Here is a 23,186-nt window from a genome sequence, read left to right on the forward strand (position 1 = left end):
CAGCACGCACAGTTTGTACGAGCCATCTTGATGCTCGTCGGGCTGGCGATGACGCTTGCCGCAAATCCCGCCGCCGCGCAGACGACCACGACCTACAGCAACACGACCACCGGCACGATCAGCGAAACCGCGACCACGTGTGCTAGTCCGATGGTGCGCAATTTCTCTGTTGCCGCGAGCGCGCAGATTACGGACGTGAATATCGGGGTGCAATTCACTCATAGCTATCGCGGCGACATTCGGGCCACGTTGGTTTCGCCGACCGGCACCGTCGTCAATCTGATTACCAATGTCGGCACTTCGGCGGACAATCTGAACGTCCTGTTCGACGACAGCGCCGCGACGAGCATTGCCACTCACACGGCAAACGACAGCACGGCCGCCGCGCCGCCCTACCAGCGCACTTTTTCGCCGGAAGCATCGCTCGCGGCGTTCAACGGCCAGGGATCGGTCGGGACGTGGCAGCTCACCATCTGCGATTCGCTGAACGGCGACACCGGCAATTTCACCCGCAGCGACCTGACGCTGACGACGGTACCGATGACGCCGTCGGCCGACCTGTCGCTGACCAAATCAGTGAGCAACGCTGCTCCGGCCTTTGGCGCCAGCATCAATTACGTTCTCAGCGTCACGAACGCGAGCGGTTCGGCGCTCACCGCGAACGCCGTGACGGTGCAGGACATGTTGCCCGCGGGTTTTGCATTCACCGGCGCATCGGGTTTCGGTAGTTACAACAGCACCACCGGCGTCTGGACGGTCGGTAGCATCCCACCCGGCACGACGCGAACGCTGACGATCGCCGGCACCGTGACCGCAACGGCGGGCGCGACGGTCGCTAATATTGCAGAGGTCAGCGCCTCGTCGGGTTTCGATTTCGATTCGACCCCCGGTAATGGCGCGGCGAGCGAGGATGATTATGATACCGCCAGCTTTACCGTGTCGGGCACGCGGGTCGCCGGGACGCCGCCAACACTGGTCTGTCCGGTCGGCTCGACCGTCCAGGATTGGGACGGCGTCACCTGGGCGGCAGGCACGACCAGCGGCAGCTATCCGCTGACCGCGATCGGTACGATGAACTTCAATATCGCGATCAGCGGCGGCGCGTTCTTGAACAACGCGACCTATGGCGGCCAGTCGCCGACGCGTCAGAATGTCTCCACCGGCGGCCTGACACCCGCGCAATTTTCGATCTTCCAGATCGTCGATTTCACCAGTCAGTCGGGGGCTGTCACCACGACGATGACGCTGCCGACCGCCGTCCCTGGCGCGCAGTTCCGCGTCTTCGACATCGACTATGCGGCAGGCCAGTTCGCCGACCGGCTGACCGTGATCGGCAGCTTCAACGGTGCGCCGGTCACCCCGACACTGACCAACGGTGTGAGCAACTATATCATCGGCAACAGCGCCTATGGCGACGCGGCGTCGGCCGATGCGAGCGCCAACGGAAATGTCGTCGTGACGTTTTCGGCGCCGGTTGACACGATAGTCATCACTTACGGCAGCCATAGTCTGGCGCCCACCGACCCGGGCCAGCAGGGCGCCGCGATCCACGACATCACCTTCTGCCGCCCGACGACCAACCTGACGATCGCCAAGACCAGCAGCGTCGTGAGCGACCCGACCAATGGCACCGCCGATCCCAAGGCAATCCCGGGTGCCACGATGCGCTATTGTCTGCTCGTCACCAACAGTGGCAGCGGGACCGCGACTGCGATCAACGTCGCCGACCCCCTGCCACCGACGGTAACCTTCGTTCCCGGCTCGTTGCGCAGCGGCAACAGCTGTTCCAGTACGACAGTGGTCGAGGATGACGACCCGAGCGGGGCGGACGAAAGCGATCCGTTTGGCGCCTCGTTCGGCGGCGGCACCGTTGCCGCCACCGCACCAACGTTGGCACCCGCGAGCGCCCTTGCCGTCGCTTTCAATGTGACAATCAATTGATTTTCTGCAATTTTCATAATCCGATGCGACTTGAGCAGACCGGTACGACGAACAGTGTTCGCCGGGCCGATCGCCGATTCGGCCGCCTGTCGCGGCTTTGCGCGCTGGTCGCTGCCGCCGCGTCGCTGGTCACGGCTCTGCCGGCGGCGGCGCAACGCGTCATCGTCAATCCGTCTTTCGAATCGAACGATCCGCAGGGACCAGGCGCGGCCAATTACGAAATCTATCCGAATGGCTCGGTCATCGGCTGGGATTCGGCATCGGGCGAGATCGAGTTGTGGGACACCAATTTTAACGGTGTTCCGGCCTATGCCGGATCGGTCTTCGCGGAAATGAACGCCAATGTCCCCGGCGCGCTGTATCAGAATATCTGCATGGTCAACGGCGAGTCGATTGGCTGGACCTTTGCCCATCGCGCCCGCGCGGGCGGACCCGCGACGCAGACCGCGCGGTTCCAGATCGCGAACAGTTCGGGAACCCAGCTTCAGGCGCTGGCGTCGCAATCGTCCACGATCAACAATGTGTGGAATGTTAATACCGGATCGACGACCTATTCGGGTCCGTCTGGGGTGCAGCGCGTCCAGTTCATCACGACCGACCCGGGAAGTTTCGGCAACTTCCTCGATGACATCCGCATCACGCTCAACCCGTTCATCGAGCTATCTACGGCGAGCGCATCGGGGGTCGAATCAATCGCTACCGCCAATCTGCCGACGCTGACCGTCAACGGCACGCTGTTCACCGCTCGTACGGTCAATGTCAGCATCACCGGCGGCACCGCAACGCTCGGTACCGACTACACGACCCCGGGTAGCGGCACGAATTTCACGGTCACGATTCCCGCCGGCACGTATCAAAACACCGCCGTGCCGCTCGGCATCCAGATTATCGACGACACCGCGACCGAAAGCAGCGAGACGATCCAGATCGCGCTGAACACCGGCACGGGTTACACGGTTTCCAGCACGTCGAGCTGCGGCGGCGCGGCGCGGACCGCCAGCACCTATACGATCACCGACAATGATTCGCCGGTGGTGCTGGCCAAGGCCTGGACGAACGGAATCGCCGGCGACGCGGTCAGCCTGACGATGTCGGGCGGTCTGCTGCCGACCGCCGGCAGCTCGACCGTCGGCGGATCGACGACCAACGCCACGATGGTCGCTGTGGCGGGCAGCACGTTGACGCTCACCGAGGCCTTTACCGCTGGCGCCGCAGCGAATTACAACAGCAGCATCGAATGTCGGCGCAACAGCGACAATGTCGTCGTCGCCACTGCCGGCAGCGGGCTCAGCCGCACCGTGGTGATGCCGACGGGTACCTCGCTGACCTGCACTTGGACCAACAGCCGTAAATCGGCGACGCTGGTGGTCCGCAAAACCTGGGTCAATGCGCTGACGACCAATGCGGCGACGGTTCAGGCCAGCGGGCTGATCAACAACGCCAGCCTGGCCTCGGTCGCCAACAGCGTCAACGAAACCGACACCAACGCGGCGGTCACCGTCTTTGCTGCCGAAAGCGCGACATTGACCGAAACCTTCACCGTCGGCGACGGCGCCAACTATGCGCAGGCGCTCAGTTGCACCGGCAATACGGCCGCGCTGACCGGCAATGTGCTGACCGTGAACCCGGCCGACACGGCGATCGTCTGCACCTTTACCAACAGCCGCATCGCGCAGCAGCTGCGCCTCGCCAAGCTGTGGTCGGGCGCGACGACAGGCCACACCGCCAGTGCCACGACCAGCGGCGGCACCGTCAATGCGACCTTCAGTTCGACAGCTCCCACCGCGACAAACGGCACCCTCGTCACGGTGCGGGCGGGCGATGTCGTCACGCTGCCTGCCGAAACCTATGGCGGCGGCGCGGCGGCGGCGCTCTACAATGCCACAGTCGAATGCATCGGCGGCAGCCCGCTGGCCAGCGGCGCCACCGGGCGTACTGTGACGATTCAGGGTAACACGACCGCGACGACCTGCACCTATACCAATGCCTATGTCCTGCCGCTGGCGATCGCCAAGACGTCGCTCGCCTACAGCGATCCCGTCAACGGCCTAACCAATCCGAAGCTGATTCCCGGCGGCTTTGCCAATTACAGCCTGACCATCACTGCCCCGGCTGGCACCGCACCGACCAACAACAGCGTCATCGTCACCGACGCAATTCCCGCAAACCTCAGCCTGTTCGTTGGCACCTACGCGCCCGGTCCCGGCCCGATTGCCTTCACCCCAAGCAGCAGTGGGCTAACCTATAGCTTCACCAGCCTCGCAAGCACGGCAGACGATCTGGAATTTTCCAACAATGGCGGCACCAGCTGGACCTATGCGCCCACTGCGGATGCCGACGGCGTCGATGCCACCGTCACGCATGTCCGCATCCGTCCCAAAGGATCGATGATCGCGGGATCGAACTTTACGATCAACCTTCGCGGGCTGGTAAAATAGCCGAGCGAAACGGCCCCGATTGTATTTTGTACCGAACCGTCTAAATGCGCGATATGAGCACGCGAACCGCTTCGGACAGCAACGATCCCATCGTCGAAAGCCGCGACCAGCTCGCGGTCCCCATGATCCAGGGCGAGAAGCCCAAGGACCGCTGGCGCATCGGCACCGAGCACGAGAAATTCGTTTATCGCACCGCCGATCATCGTGCGCCCAGCTATGACGAACCCGGCGGCATCCACGATTTGCTGATGGCGCTGACCCGCTTCGGCTGGGAACCGGTGATCGAGGGCGGCAAGGTGATCGCGCTCGCCGGTAGCGACGGCACCGTCAGCCTCGAACCCGCGGGGCAATTGGAACTTTCTGGCGCGCCGCTCGAAAATCTCCATCAGACCTGCGCCGAAACCGGCCGCCATCTGAAACAGGTGAAAGAGGTCGGCGCCGAACTCGGGCTTGGTTTCCTGGGCGTCGGCATGTGGCCCGACAAGACACGCGCCGAGCTGCCGATCATGCCCAAGGGCCGCTACAAGATCATGCTCGACCATATGCCGCGCGTCGGCAGCATGGGGCTCGACATGATGCTGCGCACCTGCACCATCCAGACCAACCTCGACTATTCGTCCGAGGCCGACATGGTGCAGAAATTCCGCGTGTCGCTGGCGCTGCAACCGATCGCCACCGCGCTGTTTGCCAGTTCGCCGTTCACCGAAGGCAAACCCAACGGCTTCATGTCGTATCGCAGCCACATCTGGACCGACACCGACCCCGCGCGCACCGGCATGCTGCCCTTCGTGTTCGAGGATGGCTTCGGATACGAACGCTATATCGACTATATGCTCGATGTGCCGATGTATTTCGTCTTCCGCGACGGCAAATATATCGACGCCGCGGGGCAAAGCTTCCGCGACTTCCTGAAGGGCGACTTACCCGCGCTCCCCGGCGAAAAGCCGCGCCTGTCCGACTGGAACGATCACCTTTCGACCGCCTTCCCCGAAGTGCGTTTGAAGAGCTTCCTCGAAATGCGCGGCGCCGACGGCGGTCCTTGGAACCGCATCTGCGCGCTCCCGGCCTTGTGGGTTGGCCTGCTCTATGATCAAGGCGCGCTCGACGCAGCTTGGGATCTCGTCAAAGGCTGGAGCATCGAGGAACAGCAGGCGCTGCGCGATGCGGTCCCCAGCGAAGGCCTCGACGCCCCGGCCCCCGGCGGCGGCACCGTCGGCGAACTCGCGCACCGCGTCCTCGACATCGCCGCGCTGGGCTTGGCCGCACGCGGCGAGGTCAACTCGATGGGCGACAATGAAGTCGGCTTCCTCGAACCGCTGCGTCGCATTGCCAAAAGTGGCAAGTCCCCGGCCCACGACCTGCTCGATCGCTACGAAGGACCGTGGGGCCACGACCTTTCCAAGATTTATGACGAACTGAGCTTCTGACGCCAGCCATTGTCACAAACTGCAGCAAATGCGCAACACTGCTGACATGAACGTTAACGGTGCGTGCTTCGGCGATTGATCGAACGCGCGCGCAGGGCCAAGGATCGGCGCGCTTTTCCGCTCTCCATCTCCCACTCTGTTTCAGGAAGCTTGCCATGCGCCACTTTCCTTCCGCCACCGCTATTGCTCTCGTTCTCGCCTCGGCCAGCTGGGCCGCTCCCGCCGCCGCGCAGGACGCGCCCGCCGTCGAAGACAGCGGTCTCGGCGACATCGTCGTCACCGCACAGCGCCGCGAAGAAAATCTTCAGGACGTACCGGTGTCGGTCAGCGTGCTGTCGGGCAACACCTTGGACGCGATCACCTCGTCGGGCAGCGACGTTCGCGTCCTTGCCGGGCGCGTCCCCAGCCTGAACATCGAAAGCTCATTCGGGCGCACCTTCCCGCGCTTCTATATCCGCGGCCTTGGCAACACCGACTTCGATCTCAATGCGTCGCAGCCGGTCAGCCTGGTCTATGACGATGTCGTTTTGGAGAACCCGATCCTCAAGGGCTTCCCGATCTTCGATCTCGACCGCGTCGAGGTGCTGCGCGGACCGCAGGGCACGCTGTTCGGCCGCAACACTCCCGCGGGCATCGTCAAGTTCGATACCGTCCGCCCTGGCGAGACCGGCGGCTATGCACGCGTCAGCTATGGCCGCTATGGCAACAGCCAGGTCGAGGTCGCGGCGGGCGCCGCCGACGACAGCGGCTTTTCGGTCCGCCTGTCGACCTTGTTCCAGCACCGCGACAATTGGGTCGACAATATCGCGACCACCGCGAAAAACGACCTTGGCGGCTATGACGACATCGCCGCGCGGCTTCAGCTGCAATATGAAGATGGTCCCTTCACCGGCCGCGTGACCGGACAGGTTCGCATTTACGACGGATCGGCGATCATCTTCCGCGCCAACACTCAGGTGCCGGGCAGCAATGACCTCGTCGGCCTCGGCGGCGCCGGCACCGAATTCAAACGCGACGAAGTGTATCAGGACGGGCTCAATTTCCAGAAGCTCAATACCTATAATGTCGGGCTGAACCTTGAATATGATTTCGGGCCGGTGACGGCCTATTCGGTCACCTCGTACTGGAACGGCAATTTCCGCAGCCGCGGTGACATCGACGGCGGTTTCGGCGCGGTGTTCCTGCCGGTGTCGGGTCCGGGGCTGATCCCATTCCAGGCGCAGAGCCAGGACAATGTGCCGAGCCTCGACCAGTTCACGCAGGAAATCCGCATCGCGTCGAACAACAGCGGCGGGCTAGGTTACCAGTTCGGCGGCTTCTATTTCAAGGAAGACCTCGACATCTCCAGCTTCGAATTCGGCGGCCCCACCGACGCAACGCCCTCGGCGATCGCGGTGCAGCGTCAGGAGAGCGAGGCCTATGGCATCTTCGGATCGGTCAATTACGCCTTCGACAATGGCCTGAAGCTGCAGGCCGGCGCGCGCTACAACCATGACACGCGCGATTTCGTCGCGTCGCGTCCGGTCGAAACCCGCCCGATCTTCGTCGTCAGCCCGAACACCCCGGTCCCGCCGCAGGCGGCCAGCGTCACCGGCAAGCTGCTGACGTGGGATGCCAGCGCGACCTATGAAGCGTCGGACGCGCTGACCTTCTACGCCCGCGTCGCGCGCGGCTATCGCGCCCCGTCGGTGCAGGGCCGCCTGACCTTCTCACGGACAATCTCGACCGCCGATCAGGAAGAGACGATGTCGTATGAAGCCGGGATCAAGACCGCGTTCTTCGACGACCGCGTCCGCTTCAACCTCACCGGCTATTATTTCGATACCAAGGACCTGCAGCTCACCGCGGTCGGCGGCACGTCGAACGCCGCCAGCCTGCTCAACGTCGACGCCAAGGGTCATGGCATCGAGGCCGAACTGCAGGCCGCTCCCGCCAAGGGTCTGACCTTCTCGGTCGGCGGCGCATGGAACGTGGCAGAGATCGACGATGCCAACGCCTTTGTCGCGGGCTGCGGTTCGGCGACGCCGTGCACCGTGCTCGACCCGGTTCGCCCCGGCAGCCCCGGCATCTTCTCGATCGACGGCAACCAGTTGCCGCAATCGCCGAAATGGACGCTCAACTGGACCGCGGGTTATGAAGTCCCCGTCGGCAATGGCGCGCTTTACGCGTTCACCGACTGGTATTACCGCTCGAAGATCCAGTTCTTCCTCTATCGCTCGGTCGAATTTTCGGACGACAAGCTGCTCGAGGGCGGCGTGCGCATCGGCTATCGCACCGATCGCTTCGACATCGCGGCGTTTGTCCGCAACGTCACGGGCGACGCGTCGCCGACCGGCGGCATCGATTTCAACAACATCACCAGCTACGTCAACGAGCCTCGCATCTGGGGCTTCGAGGCAGGAATCAAATTCTAGGCCGGGACAAGGAAAAAGGGGCGCACTGCCATCGCGGGGCGCCCCTTTTTCGTTCAGGCGACCGGCCCGATGCGGTCGTCGGGTTCAAGTCGGATCAACGGCCGGTGGCGCCCCGCCAGCTTGGCAAAGAAACGCGGCACCGCCGCATGCTCCTGCGCCCAGTTCCAATAGGCGACATAGGCGGGATCGGCGAGGAGATGCTTTTCCTCGGTCTTGGCGCGCCAGTAATAGATGCCGCTGATCATCCCGAGCAGCGCGACGTTGCGCGCGCCCTCGACCCACCCGCCCGTCGTGACGAGGAAGGGCATCGCGCCAACCCACCAACTCAGATTCTTCGACACATAGGCCGGGTGGCGCGTGAACCTATATGGCCCATGCGTGATGATGCCGCGGTGGGTCAGGTTCGAGAAACGGATACCGAACGCCATCGTCGCCCAGCTATAGATCGCGGTGAGCAGCCCAAGCGCGATCGCCCAAGCGACAAGAAGCCCGTAATGACCTTCCAGCCAATGGCCCCAGTCCGACCCATATACCTGATAATCGAGCGGTCCATTCATCAGAATGAAAGGCGGGTAACAGACCAGCGCCGCGACCCATGCCATGCCATAGGGATTGGCGGTGCGGATATGCGCATCGAGCGGCTTCAACGTCAGGATGTAGCCGACGGTCGCAATATGGACGTCGATCAAATAGAGAAGATTGATTGCCCACAGCCCGGTCATATAGGGGTTGGCGAGCACCTCGCTCATCTCCACGGTGACCAGCCCCGAAAAATTTCCCGGTACGATCGAAAGCATGAACGCGGTGAAAAACCCCTTCACCGCCCAGGCGCGCAGATGGTGTCCGATAGCGCGGCTGTCGACCGGTTTCCCCGGCGCGATCAGCCAGCGCCCGAACTGATAGCAACCGTCGCGCGGTTCGACCATGCGGCGGTCAAGCCACAGCATATAGGGCACCGACACAAGCAACAGCCACGGCGCGACGGTTTCGAGCAGGTTCATCGAAAAGGCGTAATTGCCCTCCCAATAATAGCGCATCGTCGCATAGATCAGCGCGATCAGCCCCCAGGTCGCCCACAGACCGGCAAGCTTGGTCAGGCTGATGTCGATCGTCTCGCGCCACGGGCGGCGCAGCGTCCAATCGATCCCGGTCGATGGATTGCGATGCACCTTGTCGACCAACACCGACCACAGCACCATGGGAATACCGCACGCCAGCACGCTGGCGATCGCGGAATTTGGCCCATTCATCCGCCCGCGATCGCCCCAGTCGACCCCCAGGAACGTGGCAATGTCAGGAGCAAACCGGGCGATCAGCAAATAGCTGACCAGACCGGCCAGCCCGACAATGCCGACCCCCGCACTGACCGCCGATCGGGGGCGCGTCCGGCTTGTCGGCGGCGGCGACGCAGCCGGGTTGGCAGCGGCGGGCGGATCGGTTTTCATCATGGGATTCATCGGCTTGACCCTAGCAAAAATTGGTAAGCAAGCCGTCAATATTATTGCCCGATTCGCTGCAAATTTCCTGCCAGAATGACAGTGTTCCAGCCGTTTGACACCGTTCACCGTATGCCCGGTTCGACTCGGCGCGAGTCGCCCCGCAAAGATTCGCCGCGCCGCAAACGGCCTGTTAAGGCGCCCATCAATCGGAGCCGAGGGTTCCACAGAACAACAAGATGGGGTCGCCACTTGTCATCGAAAACTACGGGTCTGCGCCATTGGCGCCAGCGCTTGTCTGCGCTGTTTCAGGACCATGAAATCTTTGTTCGCACGCATGGGCAGGTCCGATTTTTGCGGATTAGTGCGGTCTGGCAAAAGCGCGTCGCGCTGATCGCCGGTATCGTGCTGCTCGCGTGGGCCGGCGCAACGCTTGCCGTGGTCGTTAGCCAACTCCTGAGCGCTGACGAACGCGCCGACGTCGCGCAGCAACAGGCCGCCGCCGCCGCGTCAGAAAAGCGCATCGCGCAATATCGCGACCGGGTCGCCGAAACCGCCGCCGACCTGGAAGAACGCCAAGCGCTGCTCGAGGGGGTCGCAGAAACCCATTTCGGTATCGACCCGGAAGCGATGACTGCACAGCCCGCTGCCGCGACCGACGGACAGGCCCAAGTCGAGCCGCTGAAGACCAGCGCGATTGATCCGAACCTGCCGCCCGAAGCGCAAACACTCGCCCGGCTCGAGGTTCGACAGGAGCGCTTTGCCAAGCGCTTGCTTGCCGCCGTCAATATTCGCGCTGCCAATGCCGAGGAAGCGGTCGCCAAACTTGGCCTCAACCCCGCCGCGATCGTGCGGAGCGCCGCAACCGGCCGCGGTGGTCCGCTGATCCCGTACAAGGGCCGCATGGGCAAAGCCAAGGCGCTCGGCGCCTCGTTCGCCGCACTTGAGGGCGCGTTGTTCCGCATGGAGGTGCTCGAACGCACCCTCGTCGCCGTCCCGTCGGGCAATCCCGCCGACGTGCTGATGATGTCGTCGGGCTTCGGTTATCGCAGCGACCCCTTCACCGGCGCCGGCGCGATGCATTCAGGCCTCGATTTCCGCGGTCCGATCGGGACCCCGATCCTCGCCGCCGCCCCCGGCCGCGTCAGCTTCGTCGGTCAGAAATCGGGGTATGGCAATGTCGTCGAAGTCGATCATGGTCAGGGTATCTTAACCCGCTACGCCCACTTGTCAGGCTTTACCTCGACCGTCGGCGCGCAAGTTGCGGCCGGTCAACAGATCGCCAAAATGGGCTCGACCGGCCGCTCGACCGGCAGCCACCTGCATTTCGAAGTCCGTCTGAACGGCGTCGCGGTCAACCCGCGCCGCTTCCTGGAGGCCAAAGCCGATGTTCTCGAAGCCAAAAACGACGCCCGACAGCGAGTCGGTGCCATCACTGCCCGGGGCACCCACTAAGATGGCGACCGGCGCGCGTCATACGACCTTTTCGATCCTGGGATCGGACGTCGTCGTCACCGGCAATGTCGCCGCCAGCGTCGACCTGCACGTCGACGGCAAGATCGACGGCGACCTGAAATGCGCCAATCTGGTGCAAGGCGAGGCGAGCGAGATCAAGGGCGCGGTGACCGCTGAAACGGCAAAGATCGCGGGTTTGCTCGACGGGTCGATCGAGGCCAAGACGCTGATCGTCCACGCGACCGCGCGGATCACCGGCGACGTCGTCTATGAAACGATCACGATCGAAAATGGCGGCAAGGTCGATGGCAAACTGTCGCACCGCCGTCACGGCGCCGCCGCGATCAAAGCGCCGCCGCCGCTGGAAGTCGTCGAGAACAAGTCGGCACTGGGCATCTGATCCCGCCTCTCGCGGGCACGACATGACCGCGCACGAGTTCGATATCGACTCCCATGTCCACTGGACGTGGGGCCGCGGCGAAGCGCATGGCCGCATCTCCGAACGCTTCGAAACGCGCGTCGAGCGCATCATCAAGGGCGCGCGTATCGTGCGCAACGGATCCGCCGCCAATCCGGCCTATCTGATCGAAATGATCGACGGGCGCGAAGTGCTGAAACTCGGCAGCGAACTCAGCGGCGGATGACGCGGCTGACCTGCATGGTGACGGCGACCCGGTCGCCCAATCCCAAACCCTCGGCGCGCTGAACCGCGACCTTGATCGGCAAGACATAGGTGTCACCGCGCCGGAACAGCGCAGTGGCAAATTCGGTCGAACCAATCTTCGCGGTCGCCGGGACCATGCCCCAGCCATAGCTCGCTTCGCGCGCCGCGTAGCGAACTTCGCCGACCAGTTCGTCGGGGACAGCCGCGAACAGATAGGGCGGTGGGCCGCGCCATTCGATAATCTCGGCTTCAAACGCGAGCATCAGCTGCGCGGTGCCTGCCGTCGGTAGCTCAGCGCCTCGGCAATATGGATGCGCCCGACGGCATCGGCGCCCGCCAGATCGGCAATCGTCCGCGCCACCCGCAAAATCCGCGTATAGCCGCGCGCCGACAGCCGCAGCGCCTCGGCCGCCTGTGCCAGCAATTTACGGCCCGCCTCGTCGGGGGTCGCGACTGCCTCCATCAGCTCGCCATCGATTTCGGCGTTGGTTCGCGCCTTGTGATCGGCATAGCGCGCGGTCTGGCACGCCCGCGCCGCGGCGACGCGCGCCGCGACCTCGGCGCTGCCCTCGGCGGGGGGCGGCAGGACGAGGTCGGCGGCGCTGACCGCCTGCACTTCGACATGCAGGTCGATGCGGTCGAGCAGCGGGCCGGAAACCTTCGCCTGATAATCGGCGGCGCAGCGCGGGGCGCGGCTGCATGCGAGCGCGGGGTCGCCCAAATGGCCGCAGCGGCACGGATTCATCGCCGCGATCATCTGCACCCGCGCCGGAAAGGTGACATGCGCGTTGGCACGCGCGACGCTGACCTCGCCGGTCTCGAGCGGCTGGCGCAGGCTGTCGAGCACGGCGCGTTGAAATTCGGGAAGCTCGTCGAGGAACAACACCCCCAGATGGGCCAGGCTGACCTCGCCGGGCCGCACGCGCAAGCCCCCGCCGACGAGTGCAGGCATCGATGCGCTGTGATGGGGCGAGCGGAACGGTCGCGCGCGAACCAGCCTTCCGCCTTCGAGCTGGCCAGCGACCGAGGCGATCATCGAGACCTCAAGCGCTTCCGGCATTATGTAGCAAACGCACCAAGAGCCATCTGCCCATTTTCTGCCATCGGAAGTAAGTTCCGGCAATGACAGACTACATGGTAACAGGGCTGGTGAAGCGCCGCGCGACACTGGCTGGCGAGATGAAGGCAGCTCAAGCCGCGCTAGGCCAGATGGCCCGCGATCTCGAAACGCTGGACGCTGCAATCAAGCTGGTGGCGCCCGATCTCGACATACCCGCGATTGCGCCAAAGATGGTGCGCCCGCCCGATGACTGGTCGCGCCGGGGTGAAATGTCGCGGGTGGTGCTGGGCATCATGCGGGTGGCGAACAAGCCGCTGACGTCGCGAGAGATTGCCGCACAGATGATCTTACAGCGCGGGTTGACCGCTACCCCCAAGCTGGTCGCTTTGATGACCAAGCGCGTCTCTACGTGCCTTCGTGATCGACGGGCACAAGACTTGGTTCGCAACGTTGAAACTCGCGGCGGGCAATATCTTGAATGGGTGATTGGCTACGGGGTTGGCATCAATGGCATCAATCACCATGTTCATTCCTCAACCGATACCCGTGCACGTTGCCAATTCTAATCGTTACGCTGGTCGTATTGATCAGTACGTTGGTCGATTAATGGGGAACCCGTTAACCTGGCGAACATTGACACGGTGGTATTGACTATGAAATAGCACCCTTAAGCGGCGAAAAATATCGTGCGCGGGGGCATTTGTAACTAAATGGAGTATGTCATGAGCGACGCGATCAAGCGGACTCTTCGAATCGTGGCTTTTCAGTCGAACGATGCGTGGATTGCTCAGTGCATTGAATATGATGTTTGTGCACAGGGCAGCGACGTTGCCCAAGCTATGCGCCGCATCAAAGTGGCGCTAGACGCGGAAGCTGAATTTACGCGCGTAAATCACGGTAAGGAATTTGCCGGGATAGACGCTGCGCCTGATTTTTATGAAGCCATGTTCGAAGAATCCGAGGCTTCGTTGACTTCAGATATGGATTTCCGCATAGCCGCTTAATGGCTTACCCTTTCGGCGGACACCCTACACTTCGCGATTACGTCGAGTGGTGCAACTCTCAAGGTTGCACCACTAAAAGTGGTATGACGACCTCTGACGGAAAAATGATCACGTTTCACACGTTGGCATTTCCCGATGGAAAACACGTCATCGTCTCGGGTATCTCAATGCACGAGCGGCTTGTGCCAACCTACGTTGCCTATTTAGACCGACGGCTTGATGTAAACTCGCCGTTTGCCAAAGTGGGCGACGGCACGGCAGTGCCTGACTGCTAGGCCGCTCGCTGCCAGTAGCCTTTCCACTCCCGGCTTACTCTCGACCCCATCGCCGCTGCCGTTACCATTGCAGCCTGATCTCCATTCGACACGCGACGGTTATCTTCGCGCCACGATGCTTCGCGGGCATAGGCACCGATGTAGGGGCCAGCGATATGATGGTGGGTGCCGACTTCCATCCGGCGAAGGCGGCTGAAATAGCTTTCGGCCTGATTGGTGCAAGCGCCCTTGTCGAAGAACTGGACCGAGTGATTGACGCGCTCGGTCATCCAACCGGCGTGAAGTGCATCCCAGCCAGCGCCTTCGTCGGCGTGGAGAACGGCAAGGTTGGCAACATGGTCGCGGACGTAGGGAACGGCATCGCCTTCGTTGGCGACAACGAACGGAAGCGACTTGCCACCGCGTTCGCGCATGATGACGACGCACTGGCGCTTGCCCGAACGATTGAACGCGAGGCGACGATCCTTGCGATCATCCTTGTGGTTTTCCGGCTTCACGTAGCCGCCAAAATACGCGCCGTCGATTTCGACGATCCCGTCAAGCTGGCGACCCATCTGCTCGCGGGCCATCGCTTCGCGCATCTTGTGGGTCAGGACGAACGCCGTCTTATACTGGCAATCTAGATCGCGGCTCAATTGCAGGGCTGCAACGCCCTTGGCGCCGTTCACGAAGATGACGATCGCTGCGAGCAGATCGACGAACCCAAGCTTGCGGCTGGCGAAAATCGTGCCGCTGGTGACGCTGAACTGGTGGTGACAGGCAACGCACTTGAACTTGCGGCGGGTGGCAATGTCATAGGTTTCGACACAGCCGCAACGCGGGCAAACTGCCTCGCCATCGGTTTCCGGCCAACGCATGTCGCAGAACGCCTTGTATGCGCCATCCTCACCCATCGTGAACACAGCTTTGAGGCTCAACGTGCGAGCCTTTGCAGAGAGAAGAAAGTGTGAACCGTGTGCCATTGTCATCATATCCGTTGCTTATGCATCGTATATAGTGACATTCATGCACTGTTGTCAATGACGAATGTATCGCATATGATGATTTTCACATCATGGGAGATACAAGGTGGCTGACACCGAATGGGAAGCGCGCGTAAAGGGGCTGTTGAAGGCTGAATTGAAGCGGCAAAATGTCTCGTACGCCCAGCTTGTGGATAAGCTGGCAGCGATAGGCGTGGCAGAAAGCGAGCCCAATGTTAGGAACAAGCTAAGTCGGGGGAAATTTACCGCCGTATTTCTGCTCCAATGCCTCACGGCGATTGGTTCACGCGAATTGCGCCTTTAGCTAGCCCTCGTCGCTTTCCGATTTGATTGTCCCGATCATCGACTGACGCCACCATAAAAGGGCGGCGGCGGCAATGTAGAACGCTGCGCCGAGGTAAAGGCAAATTGGCTGAATGGAGTCGATCAGGATGTTGGCTTCCTTCGGAATCTCGGTCGCCAATATGGAGTCTTTGAAAACATCGACGCCAAAGGCGAAGAGCGCAGATCCGATGCCAACGCAAATCGTGGCGCCTAAATTGGCAAGGCCGATTTGCTTCAACTCACTTTCTGTCACGCTGTAGCACTTCATTTTTCGTCTCGAGTAAACGGTTTCGATCGTCGAGCCGTGCATCGGCTGTTGGCCGTTTGAGCTTTGACCTGAATCAACTGCCATCGGTGTCGCCCTCCCCCGAGGTTTCGCCTGTTTCGGGCGCTTCTTCCGAGTAAGGAGAGACGTTCATGTATGATGCTGCGAACGTCTTTGTATTGCCGCATTTGTTGCAGACAAAAAGCACTACCGAAAGACGAAATTTCGCAACAGCCGGGCCATCCACGGCATCGCCGATAATTGCATTTACCGTCCGCGGAACTTCCCACACAATGTTCCCGCAAACCTCGCACTCGAGATCGTGACCGCGCTCTTTTTCCCATTTTTCGAACTGGGCTGCGGCGGCGTTCATCTCCGGCGGCAACAGGTAGCCAAATTTGTCCGGCATGAATTATCCTCGAATTTTCCCGATTTTCCTTTGGAGGTAAAATCAACATTTGAGGAGTCCTTTTTGCCTTGGTGCGTTTGCTACATAATGCCGAGCGCTTCGCCCGGATCGAGATCGGGCAGGATGCCGGGCAGGCAGGCCGCCATCAATGACTTGCCCGCCCCCGGGGGCCCGACCATCAACAGGTTATGCCCGCCCGCCGCAGCGATTTCGAGCGCGCGCTTGGCGACCTCCTGCCCCTTCACCTGCGCCAGGTCGGCCATGCGGCGCGGCTCTTCGACTTCGCCCGGCTGCGGCGCGGGCAGCAAGGCGTTGCCCTTGAAATGATTGAGCAGCGACAGGAGGTCGGGCGCCGCCAGCACCTCGACATTGCCCGCCCACGCCGCCTCGGGTCCCTGCGCCACCGGGCAGATCAGGCCGCGGTCCTCGCTGCCCGCGTGGATCGCCGCGAGCAGCACCCCCGGCGAGGCGGCGACCCGGCCATCAAGGCCGAGTTCGCCGACCACGACATAGCTTGCCAGCGTTTCGGGATCGACCACCCCCATCGCGCCGAGCAGCGCCAGCGCGATGGGCAGATCGTAGTGCGAGCCTTCCTTCGGCAGGTCGGCCGGCGACAGGTTGACGGTGATGACCTTGGGCGGCAGCGACAGGCCGATCGCGGCGATCGCGGCGCGCACCCGTTCGCGGCTTTCGCCGACCGCCTTGTCGGGCAGGCCGACAACGACGAAGCGCGGTACGCCGGGGGTGATCTGGCACTGCACTTCAACCCCACGCGCCTCGAGTCCCAGATAGGCGACGGTGGAAACGATCGCGACCATGATTGTCCCCCGTTTGTTCTCGCGCCTTTCTGGCGGCAAAATGTGGCGAGGTCGAGTCGCTTTTCGTACCGGTTCGGATGTTGGCGAAGGTGCCACGTAGCGTGGGGGTATCGGGCGATTTGACAACATACCAACCAGTCGGTATGACGAGTCGCATGAACCCGAATCAGCCCCCTTCCAACACCCCGTCCGGTCCGTCTGGCGCCCCCGTCCAGTCCGGCCCTGGCAGCAAGGTCGTCAGCGGCGTGGGCGCCGGCATCGCCGCTGTCCGCGCGCCGCGCGGCAGTGCGCGGGCGGCGTTGATTGCAGCGGCGCACACCACAGTGCGCAAGCAGGGCTATTCGGCGACGACCGTCGATCAGATTTGCGCCGCCGCGGGGGTCACCAAGGGCGCCTTTTTCCATCACTTCGCGTCGAAAGAAGCACTGGCGGTGGCGGCGGCCGAAGGCTGGACCGAACGCGCGCGGCCGATGTTCGAGGCGGCGCCGCATAATCAGCTGGCCGATCCGCTCGACCGGCTGATGGGGCATATCGAGCTGCGCCTGGCGATGCTCGACGGGCCGACCGAGGATTATACCTGCTTCGTCGGCACGATGGTGCAGGAAGCCTTTGCGACGAACGACGCAATCCGCGCCGCATGCGAGGCGAGCATCAACGCCTATTGCGAGGCACTGGCGCCCGACATTGCCGCCGCGATGGAAGTTTACGGTGCGCCCGAAGACGTCACCGCGCTGGGTCTGGCTCAATATGTTCAGGCGGTGCTGCAGGGCAGCTTCATCCTGGCGAAAACCACAACCGATCCGGCGATTGCGCGGGAAAGTGTCACCCACCTGAAGCGTTATGTCCGGATGCTGTTCGGACGAATTTGAAGCGAGAGAGAGAAGGAGTCCCCCCAATGCCCCAGATGATTTTTGTCAACCTGCCCGTCACCGACCTCGCCAGGTCGAAGGCCTTTTACGAGGCGGTCGGCGCGGCGAACAATCCCGCCTTCACCGACGAAACCGCCGCGTGCATGGTGGTCGCCGAGGGTTCGATCCACGTCATGCTGCTGACCCATGAAAAATGGGCGACCTTCACGTCGAAGGCGATTCCCGATGCGCATACAACGGCGCAGGTCCTGCTCTGCGTATCGGCCGACAGCCGCGCCGATGTGGACACGCAGGTCGCCAAGGCGACCGCCGCGGGCGGCAAGGCCGACCCGACCCCGACGCAGGATTATGGTTTCATGTACGGGCGCAGCTTCGAGGATCCCGACGGCCATATCTGGGAAGTGATGTGGATGGACCCGGCCGCCATCCCCGCCGCCGAACCCGCCGAAGCCGCGGCCTGACGCCAGCCAAGAGGAGGAGGAAGAGATGACCGATGCAGTCCCCGCCAAGGGTCAGTTGATCGCCGGCCGTGTTTTGAGCGGCCTCGTGATCCTCTTCCTCCTTTTCGATGCCGGGCTGAAGCTGGCGTCGCCCGAGACGGCGATCAAATATAGCCCGCCCGGCCTCGGCTGGCCGCTCGACGTCGGCACGATGTATCTGCTCGGTATCCTGCTGTTGATCCCGACGCTGCTGTATATCTGGCCGCGCACCGCGATCCTCGGCGCGATCCTGATCACCGGCTATCTGGGCGGCGCGATCGCCACCCATGTGCGGATCGGCAGCCCGCTGTTCAGCCATAGCCTGTTCGGCGTTTACCTCGGCGTGATGCTGTGGGGCGGATTGTGGCTGCGCGATCCCCGGGTCCGCGCGCTGATCCCGCTGCGGACGGGAGCGGACCAATGAGCTTTCAAGCCTATCTGGACAATATCGAGGCGAAGACCGGCAAGTCGGCCGAAGACCTCAAGGCGCTGGCGGTCGATAAGGGTCTGGCGACACCCGACGGCCTCGCCCCCGGTATCAAGCCCGGCGCGATCATCGAATGGCTGAAGGCCGATTTCGACCTGGGCCACGGCCACGCGATGGCGATCGTCGCCTATCTCAAAGGGAAGAGGGACTAGATCATGCCCGTCGATCCCAACGCCCCGATCGAAATCACCGGCTATCGCCGGGTACCGCCGTTCGCCGAAGGGCGCATCAAGGACCTGCGCGTGCGATGGGCGCTCGAAGAGATCGACCGACCCTATCGTGAGCGCCTGATCGGTGGCATCTTTGAGGATAAGCCCGAGGCGTATCTGGCAGACCAGCCGTTCGGGCAGGTTCCGGTTTACAAGGAAAACGGCGTAACGCTGTTCGAATCGGGCGCCATCCTGCTTCACATCGGCGAGCAGGACGAGCGCTTGCTCCCCAGCGACCCGGCACAGCGCGGACAGGCGATCAGCTGGATGATCGCCGCGCTCAACAGCGTCGAACCGATGCTGCAGATACTGGTCATCCTGAACGTCACGGGCGCCGGGCAGGACTGGCGGGAGGCCGCAACCGACGCGGCCCGACCGTTCGCCGAAAAGCGGCTGGCGCAACTGGCGCATGCGCTTGGCGACCGTGAATGGCTGGGCGCGGGCTTCACCGTCGGCGACCTCGTGATGATCGACGTGCTGCGCGCGGTGCCGGCGCCGATGCTGGCGCCCCATCCCAACCTGGCCGCCTATGTCGAACGCGGCACCAAGCGGCCCGCGTTCGAGCGGGCGTTAACGGCCCAGCTCGCTTCCTACGCAAACCATGCGCCGCAAGACGCGTGATGGCTGCCGTCCGATCCAAGGAGAGTTATCATGTCTGTGAACCCTAACGCCAAAATCGAAATCACCGCCCTCGACTGGGTTCCCGACTTCGCCCGCGGCTATGTCCGCGATCTGCGCCCGCGCTGGGCGTGCGAAGAAATCGGGCTCGATTATGCCGAGCATCTGATCAGCACGCTGCATCGCCCCGCCGACCATTTCCTGTTTCAGCCGTGGGGCCAGGTGCCGGTGCTCAACGACGGCGGCATCCGCCTGTTCGAAAGCGGCGCGATCCTGCTGCACCTCGCCGAAAAGGATGCGCGCCTGATGCCGCACGACGCCCAGGCCCGCGCCAGCACGCTGGCATGGGTGTTTGCCGCCTATAGCAGCATCGAACCGATGCTCCTCGAACTCGGTAACGTCGATCTGTTCGCCAAGGACGAAGAATGGGCGACATTGCGCCGACCCAGCCTGATCGACTTCATCCACGGTCGTCTCGGCCGACTGGAGGATGCGCTGGGCGACAAAGACTATCTGGTCGGCGAATTCAATGTCGCGGATATCGCGATGGCGACAGTCCTGAAGGGCGGCATCGAGGCCGGGCTGATCGCCGAGCACGCGCGGCTTCAGGCCTATCTCGACCGCTGTCTCGCGCGCCCGGCCTATCGGCGCGCGCTCGATGCCCAGCTTGAATCATTCAACGAAGAAGCGGGTCCACCCGCCTGACACCACCCTGCCCCCGAAGGAGAGACAAGATGACCTATGTAGAAGGATTTGTGGTCGCGGTGCCGACCGCCAACAAGGAAGCTTACCGAAAACATGCCGCCGACGCGGCGCCGCTGTTCAAGGAATTTGGCGTCGCCCGCATGGTCGAGGCGTGGGGCGACGATGTTCCCGACGGCAAGGTCAATGATTTCAAGGGCGCGGTGCAGGCGAAGGATGACGAGACCGTCGTGTTCAGCTGGTTCGAATATCCCGACAAGGCGACCCGCGACGCGGCGACCCAAAAGATGATGAGCGACCCGCGGATGGCGGAGATGGGCGGCGAGATGCCGTTCGACGGCAAGCGCATGATCATCGGCGGTTTCGATTCGATCGTCGACGACCGAACCGGCGGCGCGATGGGCTATGCCGACGGCTATATCCTGCCGGTCCCCGACGGCAACAAGAACGCCTATCGCGCGCTGGCGACCAAGGCGTCGCAGGTGTTCCGCGACCATGGCGCGACGCGCGTCGTCGAGGCGTGGGGCGACGACATCCCGACCGGCAAGGTCACCGACTATGCCCGCGCTGCGCACAAGCAGGACGGCGAAACGGTCGTGTTCAGCTGGGTCGAATGGCCGAACAAGGATGCGCGTACCAAGGGATGGGAAAAGGTGATGGCCGACGAGCGGATGAAACCCGATGGCGGCGAGATGCCCTTCGACGGCAAACGCATGATCTACGGCGGCTTCGCGCCGATTGTCGAGGCGTAGCTTTTGTTCCCCCTGTCGCGCAGCGATGGGGAGGATCAAGAGGAGAAACCAATGGCCGACCCGAAAAAACCCGAACCGCGCATCGCATCATGCCAATGCGGCCAAGTGACGCTGGCGCTGACTGGCAAGCCCATCGTCACGGCCGTCTGCTATTGCGACAGCTGCCGCACCGCCGGCGAGCAATTTGCCCGGCAGCCCGGCAGCCCGGCCGTGGTCGACGCCGACGGCGGCACCCCGCTGGTCCTGTTCCGCAAGGATCGGGTGCGCTGCCTGTCGGGCGCCGACCTGTTGCAGGAGCATCGGTTAAAGCCGGAATCGCCGACGCGGCGCTTTACCGCCAGCTGCTGTCAATCGCCGCTGTTCCTGGAATATACCAAGGGCCATTGGCTGAGCGTATTTCGCAGCAGCCTGAAGCCCAATGAGCGGCCCGCGATCGACATGCGGGTCGTGACCAAGGAGCGACCCGAGGGCGTGACATTGCCGGGCGATGTTCCCGATTATGCGACCCATTCCGGAAAATTCATTGTGCGCTTGATGGCTGCGTGGGCGGCGATGGGGTTCCGATCCCCACCACTTGAAAAAGTGATGGGAGCCGGACGATGACCAAAGCCAGCGCCATCGAGCGCGTCGAAATGCACAACGTCATGAGTCCTGACCATGTGGTGCGCGTCGACAAGGCCAAATATGACGCGATGAAGGCGGCTTTGCTGGCCGCCGTGCCCCCGACGCAGCCGGGCCTGACCGTCGCCGAGATCAAGGCGCGGGTGCTGCCTTTGCTGCCCGACGATTTGTTTCCCGGCGGCGCCAAGGCTGGCTGGTGGCTGAAAGGCGTCCAGCTGGACTTGGAAGCCAAGGGCGTGCTCGCCCGCGAGGCCAGCAAGCCGATGCGGCTGCACCGATTATAGACAAGGCGGAATGAGGAGAGCGACAATGAGCGAAGCATCCAATTTCATCTGGTACGAACTGATGACCACCGACCCCAAGGGCGCCGCCACCTTTTACGGCGCGGTCGTCGGTTGGACCATTGCCGCCGAAGGCGAAGCGACCGCCGGCGGCGTCGATTATCGCATGATCGGCCGCAGCGACGGCGGCCAGGCCGGCGGCGTGCTGGCACTCGATGCCGATATGCTGGCGGGCGGCGCGCGGCCGATCTGGCTTGGCTATCTCCACACCCCCGACGTCGATGCCGCGGTCGCCGCGATCGTCGCCGATGGCGGTGCGGTGCAGATGCCCGCGATGGACATCCCCGTCGGCCGCATCGCGATGGTCACCGACCCGCAGGGCGCGCCCTTTTACATCATGGACCCCGTCCCGCCGCCGGGCATGGAAGGCATGGAAAGCGACGTATTTTCGGTGACCGAGGCACAGCGGGTGCGCTGGAACGAGCTGTCGACGAGCGACCCCGACGCGGCCATCGCCTTTTACAAAAGGCACTTCGGCTGGGGCCAGGAGGGCGAGATGGATATGGGCGAGATCGGCGCCTATCGTTTCATCCAGCGCGGCGACGTCGGGCTGGGCGCGGTGATGCCGCTGATGACGCCTGCGCCGATGTGGTCCTATTATATCGGGGTCGACGACATCGACCGCGCACGCGCCGCGGTGACCGCGAACGGCGGCACGATCACCAGCGAACCGATGGAAATCCCCGGCGGCGAATTTTCGATGAACGGCGTCGATCCGCAAGGCGCTTCGTTCGGGCTGGTGGGTCCGCGCAAGGGCTGACGTAACGCAGAAGGAGAGATACGATGGATAATCAAGGTCCGACCGGCGGGCTGACCCCGCATATCGCGATCGCCAACAGCCGTGCGAGCGAGGCGATCGAATTTTATAAAAAGGCGTTTGCGGCGACCGAACTGGCGCGCATGGCCGCCGACGACGGGGTGCGATTGATGCACGCGCATCTGCTGATCAACGGCGCATCGCTGATGATGCACGACGAATTTCCCGAATATGTCGAGAATGAAAGCGGTCCGCCCGACGGCGTGACGCTGCATCTGCAGGTCGATGATGCCGACGCCTGGTTCAACCGCGCGGTCGCCGCCGGCGCGAGCGTCGTCATGCCGCTCGACAACATGTTCTGGGGCGACCGGTACGGTCAGATCAAGGACCCGTTTGGCCATCAATGGTCGATCGGCTGCCCCGCGAAAGGAGAATGAC

Annotated in this window: 26 protein-coding genes and 2 pseudogenes; 21 read left to right on the forward strand and 7 right to left on the reverse strand. The window is 62.9% G+C overall.

The window, feature by feature from the left end:
• Positions 1-48: 48 nt before the first annotated feature.
• The 4 genes from ACQY6T_RS12560 to ACQY6T_RS12575 all read left to right on the forward strand — a co-directional run bounded on the left by ACQY6T_RS12560 (position 49) and on the right by ACQY6T_RS12575 (position 8,220).
• Positions 49-1,941: a proprotein convertase P-domain-containing protein gene (locus ACQY6T_RS12560; RefSeq protein WP_428631146.1), complete on the forward strand. Its 1,893-nt coding sequence runs from the start codon at positions 49-51 to the stop codon at positions 1,939-1,941.
• A 23-nt stretch (positions 1,942-1,964) separates the two neighbouring features.
• Entirely contained in the window at positions 1,965-4,379 is a 2,415-nt protein-coding gene (locus tag ACQY6T_RS12565) for a hypothetical protein (protein WP_428631147.1), read from the forward strand.
• Positions 4,380-4,432: 53 nt separating this feature from the next.
• Entirely contained in the window at positions 4,433-5,806 is a 1,374-nt protein-coding gene (locus ACQY6T_RS12570) for a glutamate--cysteine ligase (RefSeq protein ID WP_428631149.1), read from the forward strand.
• A 155-nt stretch (positions 5,807-5,961) separates the two neighbouring features.
• Complete coding sequence (locus tag ACQY6T_RS12575; protein ID WP_428631151.1) at positions 5,962-8,220, forward strand: TonB-dependent receptor; 2,259 nt, start codon at positions 5,962-5,964, stop codon at positions 8,218-8,220.
• A 53-nt stretch (positions 8,221-8,273) separates the two neighbouring features.
• Here ACQY6T_RS12575 and ACQY6T_RS12580 read toward each other — a convergent pair whose 3' ends face one another.
• A complete protein-coding gene (locus ACQY6T_RS12580) occupies positions 8,274-9,668 on the reverse strand; it encodes a methyltransferase family protein (RefSeq protein ID WP_428631153.1) in 1,395 nt (464 codons plus the stop codon).
• A 342-nt stretch (positions 9,669-10,010) separates the two neighbouring features.
• Here ACQY6T_RS12580 and ACQY6T_RS12585 point away from each other — a divergent pair, with 342 nt between their 5' ends.
• Genes ACQY6T_RS12585 through ACQY6T_RS12595 form a run of 3 tightly spaced genes read left to right on the forward strand, consistent with a single transcriptional unit; the run spans position 10,011 to position 11,755 of the window.
• Positions 10,011-11,111: a M23 family metallopeptidase gene (locus ACQY6T_RS12585; protein ID WP_428631154.1), complete on the forward strand. Its 1,101-nt coding sequence runs from the start codon at positions 10,011-10,013 to the stop codon at positions 11,109-11,111.
• Position 11,112: 1 nt separating this feature from the next.
• On the forward strand, positions 11,113-11,511 hold the full coding sequence (locus ACQY6T_RS12590) for a bactofilin family protein (protein ID WP_428631157.1): 399 nt from the start codon (positions 11,113-11,115) through the stop codon (positions 11,509-11,511).
• A 22-nt stretch (positions 11,512-11,533) separates the two neighbouring features.
• The gene (locus ACQY6T_RS12595; RefSeq protein WP_428631160.1) at positions 11,534-11,755 is read left to right on the forward strand and encodes a DUF2945 domain-containing protein; all 222 of its coding nucleotides are present in this window, start codon (positions 11,534-11,536) and stop codon (positions 11,753-11,755) included.
• Here the strand turns inward: ACQY6T_RS12595 and ACQY6T_RS12600 are convergent.
• Together ACQY6T_RS12600 and ACQY6T_RS12605 are read right to left on the reverse strand one after the other, a co-directional pair.
• Positions 11,742-12,038 carry a DUF1905 domain-containing protein gene (locus ACQY6T_RS12600; RefSeq protein ID WP_428631163.1) on the reverse strand — a complete coding sequence of 99 codons (297 nt, stop codon included), beginning with the start codon at positions 12,036-12,038 and terminating at the stop codon, positions 11,742-11,744. The genes ACQY6T_RS12595 and ACQY6T_RS12600 overlap by 14 nt on opposite strands.
• Positions 12,038-12,832: pseudogene (locus ACQY6T_RS12605) on the reverse strand (YifB family Mg chelatase-like AAA ATPase); the annotation flags it as partial. The gene ACQY6T_RS12600 and the pseudogene ACQY6T_RS12605, both read right to left, overlap by 1 nt.
• Positions 12,833-12,909: 77 nt before the next feature.
• Here ACQY6T_RS12605 and ACQY6T_RS12610 point away from each other — a divergent pair.
• Positions 12,910-13,401, forward strand: a complete 492-nt coding sequence (locus tag ACQY6T_RS12610; RefSeq protein ID WP_428631164.1) for a hypothetical protein — start codon at positions 12,910-12,912, stop codon at positions 13,399-13,401.
• Between the two features lie 156 nt (positions 13,402-13,557).
• On the forward strand, positions 13,558-13,839 hold the full coding sequence (locus ACQY6T_RS12615) for a hypothetical protein (RefSeq protein ID WP_428631166.1): 282 nt from the start codon (positions 13,558-13,560) through the stop codon (positions 13,837-13,839).
• Between the two features lie 271 nt (positions 13,840-14,110).
• On the opposite strand, the gene ACQY6T_RS12620 is transcribed toward ACQY6T_RS12615, so the two are convergent.
• On the reverse strand, positions 14,111-15,085 hold the full coding sequence (locus ACQY6T_RS12620; RefSeq protein WP_428631168.1) for an IS1595 family transposase: 975 nt from the start codon (positions 15,083-15,085) through the stop codon (positions 14,111-14,113).
• Between the two features lie 97 nt (positions 15,086-15,182).
• Here ACQY6T_RS12620 and ACQY6T_RS12625 point away from each other — a divergent pair, with 97 nt between their 5' ends.
• Entirely contained in the window at positions 15,183-15,401 is a 219-nt protein-coding gene (locus ACQY6T_RS12625) for a DUF6471 domain-containing protein (protein ID WP_428631170.1), read from the forward strand.
• Here the strand turns inward: ACQY6T_RS12625 and ACQY6T_RS12630 are convergent, their stop codons facing one another.
• From ACQY6T_RS12630 to ACQY6T_RS12640, 3 genes and pseudogenes are all read right to left on the reverse strand, one after another.
• Positions 15,402-15,773, reverse strand: a complete 372-nt coding sequence (locus ACQY6T_RS12630; RefSeq protein ID WP_428631171.1) for a hypothetical protein — start codon at positions 15,771-15,773, stop codon at positions 15,402-15,404.
• Entirely contained in the window at positions 15,763-16,095 is a 333-nt protein-coding gene (locus tag ACQY6T_RS12635; protein ID WP_428631173.1) for a hypothetical protein, read from the reverse strand. Before ACQY6T_RS12635 ends, ACQY6T_RS12630 begins: the two co-directional genes overlap by 11 nt.
• Positions 16,096-16,187: 92 nt before the next feature.
• Positions 16,188-16,913 (reverse strand): annotated as a pseudogene (locus tag ACQY6T_RS12640) (magnesium chelatase domain-containing protein); the annotation flags it as partial.
• 155 nt (positions 16,914-17,068) lie between these two features.
• On the opposite strand from ACQY6T_RS12640, the gene ACQY6T_RS12645 reads away from it, so the two are divergent.
• From ACQY6T_RS12645 to ACQY6T_RS12695, 11 genes are read left to right on the forward strand one after another with little or no spacing between them, the layout of a single operon-like run.
• The gene (locus ACQY6T_RS12645; RefSeq protein WP_428631175.1) at positions 17,069-17,782 is read left to right on the forward strand and encodes a TetR/AcrR family transcriptional regulator; all 714 of its coding nucleotides are present in this window, start codon (positions 17,069-17,071) and stop codon (positions 17,780-17,782) included.
• A gap of 26 nt (positions 17,783-17,808) precedes the next feature.
• A complete protein-coding gene (locus ACQY6T_RS12650) occupies positions 17,809-18,243 on the forward strand; it encodes a VOC family protein (protein WP_428631176.1) in 435 nt (144 codons plus the stop codon).
• A gap of 25 nt (positions 18,244-18,268) precedes the next feature.
• A complete protein-coding gene (locus ACQY6T_RS12655; RefSeq protein ID WP_428631178.1) occupies positions 18,269-18,685 on the forward strand; it encodes a DoxX family protein in 417 nt (138 codons plus the stop codon).
• A complete protein-coding gene (locus ACQY6T_RS12660) occupies positions 18,682-18,900 on the forward strand; it encodes a DUF4287 domain-containing protein (protein WP_428631180.1) in 219 nt (72 codons plus the stop codon). Before ACQY6T_RS12655 ends, ACQY6T_RS12660 begins: the two co-directional genes overlap by 4 nt.
• Positions 18,901-18,903: 3 nt before the next feature.
• Positions 18,904-19,578 carry a glutathione S-transferase family protein gene (locus tag ACQY6T_RS12665; protein ID WP_428631183.1) on the forward strand — a complete coding sequence of 225 codons (675 nt, stop codon included), beginning with the start codon at positions 18,904-18,906 and terminating at the stop codon, positions 19,576-19,578.
• Positions 19,579-19,608: 30 nt separating this feature from the next.
• Positions 19,609-20,280, forward strand: coding sequence for a glutathione S-transferase family protein (locus tag ACQY6T_RS12670; RefSeq protein ID WP_428631185.1), 672 nt, complete (start codon positions 19,609-19,611; stop codon positions 20,278-20,280).
• A gap of 29 nt (positions 20,281-20,309) precedes the next feature.
• Positions 20,310-21,029: a DUF1428 domain-containing protein gene (locus tag ACQY6T_RS12675; RefSeq protein WP_428631187.1), complete on the forward strand. Its 720-nt coding sequence runs from the start codon at positions 20,310-20,312 to the stop codon at positions 21,027-21,029.
• A gap of 51 nt (positions 21,030-21,080) precedes the next feature.
• Positions 21,081-21,632 carry a GFA family protein gene (locus tag ACQY6T_RS12680; protein ID WP_428631188.1) on the forward strand — a complete coding sequence of 184 codons (552 nt, stop codon included), beginning with the start codon at positions 21,081-21,083 and terminating at the stop codon, positions 21,630-21,632.
• On the forward strand, positions 21,629-21,934 hold the full coding sequence (locus tag ACQY6T_RS12685; protein WP_428631190.1) for a DUF6958 family protein: 306 nt from the start codon (positions 21,629-21,631) through the stop codon (positions 21,932-21,934). The genes ACQY6T_RS12680 and ACQY6T_RS12685 overlap by 4 nt, the downstream gene beginning before the upstream one ends.
• Before the next feature lie 25 nt (positions 21,935-21,959).
• Positions 21,960-22,751, forward strand: coding sequence for a VOC family protein (locus tag ACQY6T_RS12690; protein WP_428631191.1), 792 nt, complete (start codon positions 21,960-21,962; stop codon positions 22,749-22,751).
• A gap of 23 nt (positions 22,752-22,774) precedes the next feature.
• The gene (locus ACQY6T_RS12695) at positions 22,775-23,185 is read left to right on the forward strand and encodes a VOC family protein (protein ID WP_428631192.1); all 411 of its coding nucleotides are present in this window, start codon (positions 22,775-22,777) and stop codon (positions 23,183-23,185) included.
• The last annotated feature ends 1 nt before the right edge of the window (position 23,186 follow it).

Source organism: Sphingopyxis sp. (assembly GCF_965279725.1).
GTDB lineage: Bacteria > Pseudomonadota > Alphaproteobacteria > Sphingomonadales > Sphingomonadaceae > Sphingopyxis.

What these genes read in the sequence shown, in the direction of transcription:
- ACQY6T_RS12560 (WP_428631146.1), top strand. Translation starts at nt 49, where the DNA reads ATGACGCTTGCCGCAAATCCCGCCGCCGCGCAGACGACCACGACCTAC.
- ACQY6T_RS12565 (WP_428631147.1), top strand. Translation starts at nt 1,965, where the DNA reads ATGCGACTTGAGCAGACCGGTACGACGAACAGTGTTCGCCGGGCCGAT.
- ACQY6T_RS12570 (WP_428631149.1), top strand. Translation starts at nt 4,433, where the DNA reads ATGAGCACGCGAACCGCTTCGGACAGCAACGATCCCATCGTCGAAAGC.
- ACQY6T_RS12575 (WP_428631151.1), top strand. Translation starts at nt 5,962, where the DNA reads ATGCGCCACTTTCCTTCCGCCACCGCTATTGCTCTCGTTCTCGCCTCG.
- ACQY6T_RS12580 (WP_428631153.1), bottom strand. Translation starts at nt 9,668, where the DNA reads ATGATGAAAACCGATCCGCCCGCCGCTGCCAACCCGGCTGCGTCGCCG.
- ACQY6T_RS12590 (WP_428631157.1), top strand. Translation starts at nt 11,113, where the DNA reads ATGGCGACCGGCGCGCGTCATACGACCTTTTCGATCCTGGGATCGGAC.
- ACQY6T_RS12595 (WP_428631160.1), top strand. Translation starts at nt 11,534, where the DNA reads ATGACCGCGCACGAGTTCGATATCGACTCCCATGTCCACTGGACGTGG.
- ACQY6T_RS12600 (WP_428631163.1), bottom strand. Translation starts at nt 12,038, where the DNA reads ATGCTCGCGTTTGAAGCCGAGATTATCGAATGGCGCGGCCCACCGCCC.
- ACQY6T_RS12610 (WP_428631164.1), top strand. Translation starts at nt 12,910, where the DNA reads ATGGTAACAGGGCTGGTGAAGCGCCGCGCGACACTGGCTGGCGAGATG.
- ACQY6T_RS12615 (WP_428631166.1), top strand. Translation starts at nt 13,558, where the DNA reads ATGAGCGACGCGATCAAGCGGACTCTTCGAATCGTGGCTTTTCAGTCG.
- ACQY6T_RS12620 (WP_428631168.1), bottom strand. Translation starts at nt 15,085, where the DNA reads ATGATGACAATGGCACACGGTTCACACTTTCTTCTCTCTGCAAAGGCT.
- ACQY6T_RS12630 (WP_428631171.1), bottom strand. Translation starts at nt 15,773, where the DNA reads ATGGCAGTTGATTCAGGTCAAAGCTCAAACGGCCAACAGCCGATGCAC.
- ACQY6T_RS12635 (WP_428631173.1), bottom strand. Translation starts at nt 16,095, where the DNA reads ATGCCGGACAAATTTGGCTACCTGTTGCCGCCGGAGATGAACGCCGCC.
- ACQY6T_RS12645 (WP_428631175.1), top strand. Translation starts at nt 17,069, where the DNA reads ATGAACCCGAATCAGCCCCCTTCCAACACCCCGTCCGGTCCGTCTGGC.
- ACQY6T_RS12650 (WP_428631176.1), top strand. Translation starts at nt 17,809, where the DNA reads ATGCCCCAGATGATTTTTGTCAACCTGCCCGTCACCGACCTCGCCAGG.
- ACQY6T_RS12655 (WP_428631178.1), top strand. Translation starts at nt 18,269, where the DNA reads ATGACCGATGCAGTCCCCGCCAAGGGTCAGTTGATCGCCGGCCGTGTT.
- ACQY6T_RS12660 (WP_428631180.1), top strand. Translation starts at nt 18,682, where the DNA reads ATGAGCTTTCAAGCCTATCTGGACAATATCGAGGCGAAGACCGGCAAG.
- ACQY6T_RS12665 (WP_428631183.1), top strand. Translation starts at nt 18,904, where the DNA reads ATGCCCGTCGATCCCAACGCCCCGATCGAAATCACCGGCTATCGCCGG.
- ACQY6T_RS12670 (WP_428631185.1), top strand. Translation starts at nt 19,609, where the DNA reads ATGTCTGTGAACCCTAACGCCAAAATCGAAATCACCGCCCTCGACTGG.
- ACQY6T_RS12675 (WP_428631187.1), top strand. Translation starts at nt 20,310, where the DNA reads ATGACCTATGTAGAAGGATTTGTGGTCGCGGTGCCGACCGCCAACAAG.
- ACQY6T_RS12680 (WP_428631188.1), top strand. Translation starts at nt 21,081, where the DNA reads ATGGCCGACCCGAAAAAACCCGAACCGCGCATCGCATCATGCCAATGC.
- ACQY6T_RS12685 (WP_428631190.1), top strand. Translation starts at nt 21,629, where the DNA reads ATGACCAAAGCCAGCGCCATCGAGCGCGTCGAAATGCACAACGTCATG.
- ACQY6T_RS12690 (WP_428631191.1), top strand. Translation starts at nt 21,960, where the DNA reads ATGAGCGAAGCATCCAATTTCATCTGGTACGAACTGATGACCACCGAC.
- ACQY6T_RS12695 (WP_428631192.1), top strand. Translation starts at nt 22,775, where the DNA reads ATGGATAATCAAGGTCCGACCGGCGGGCTGACCCCGCATATCGCGATC.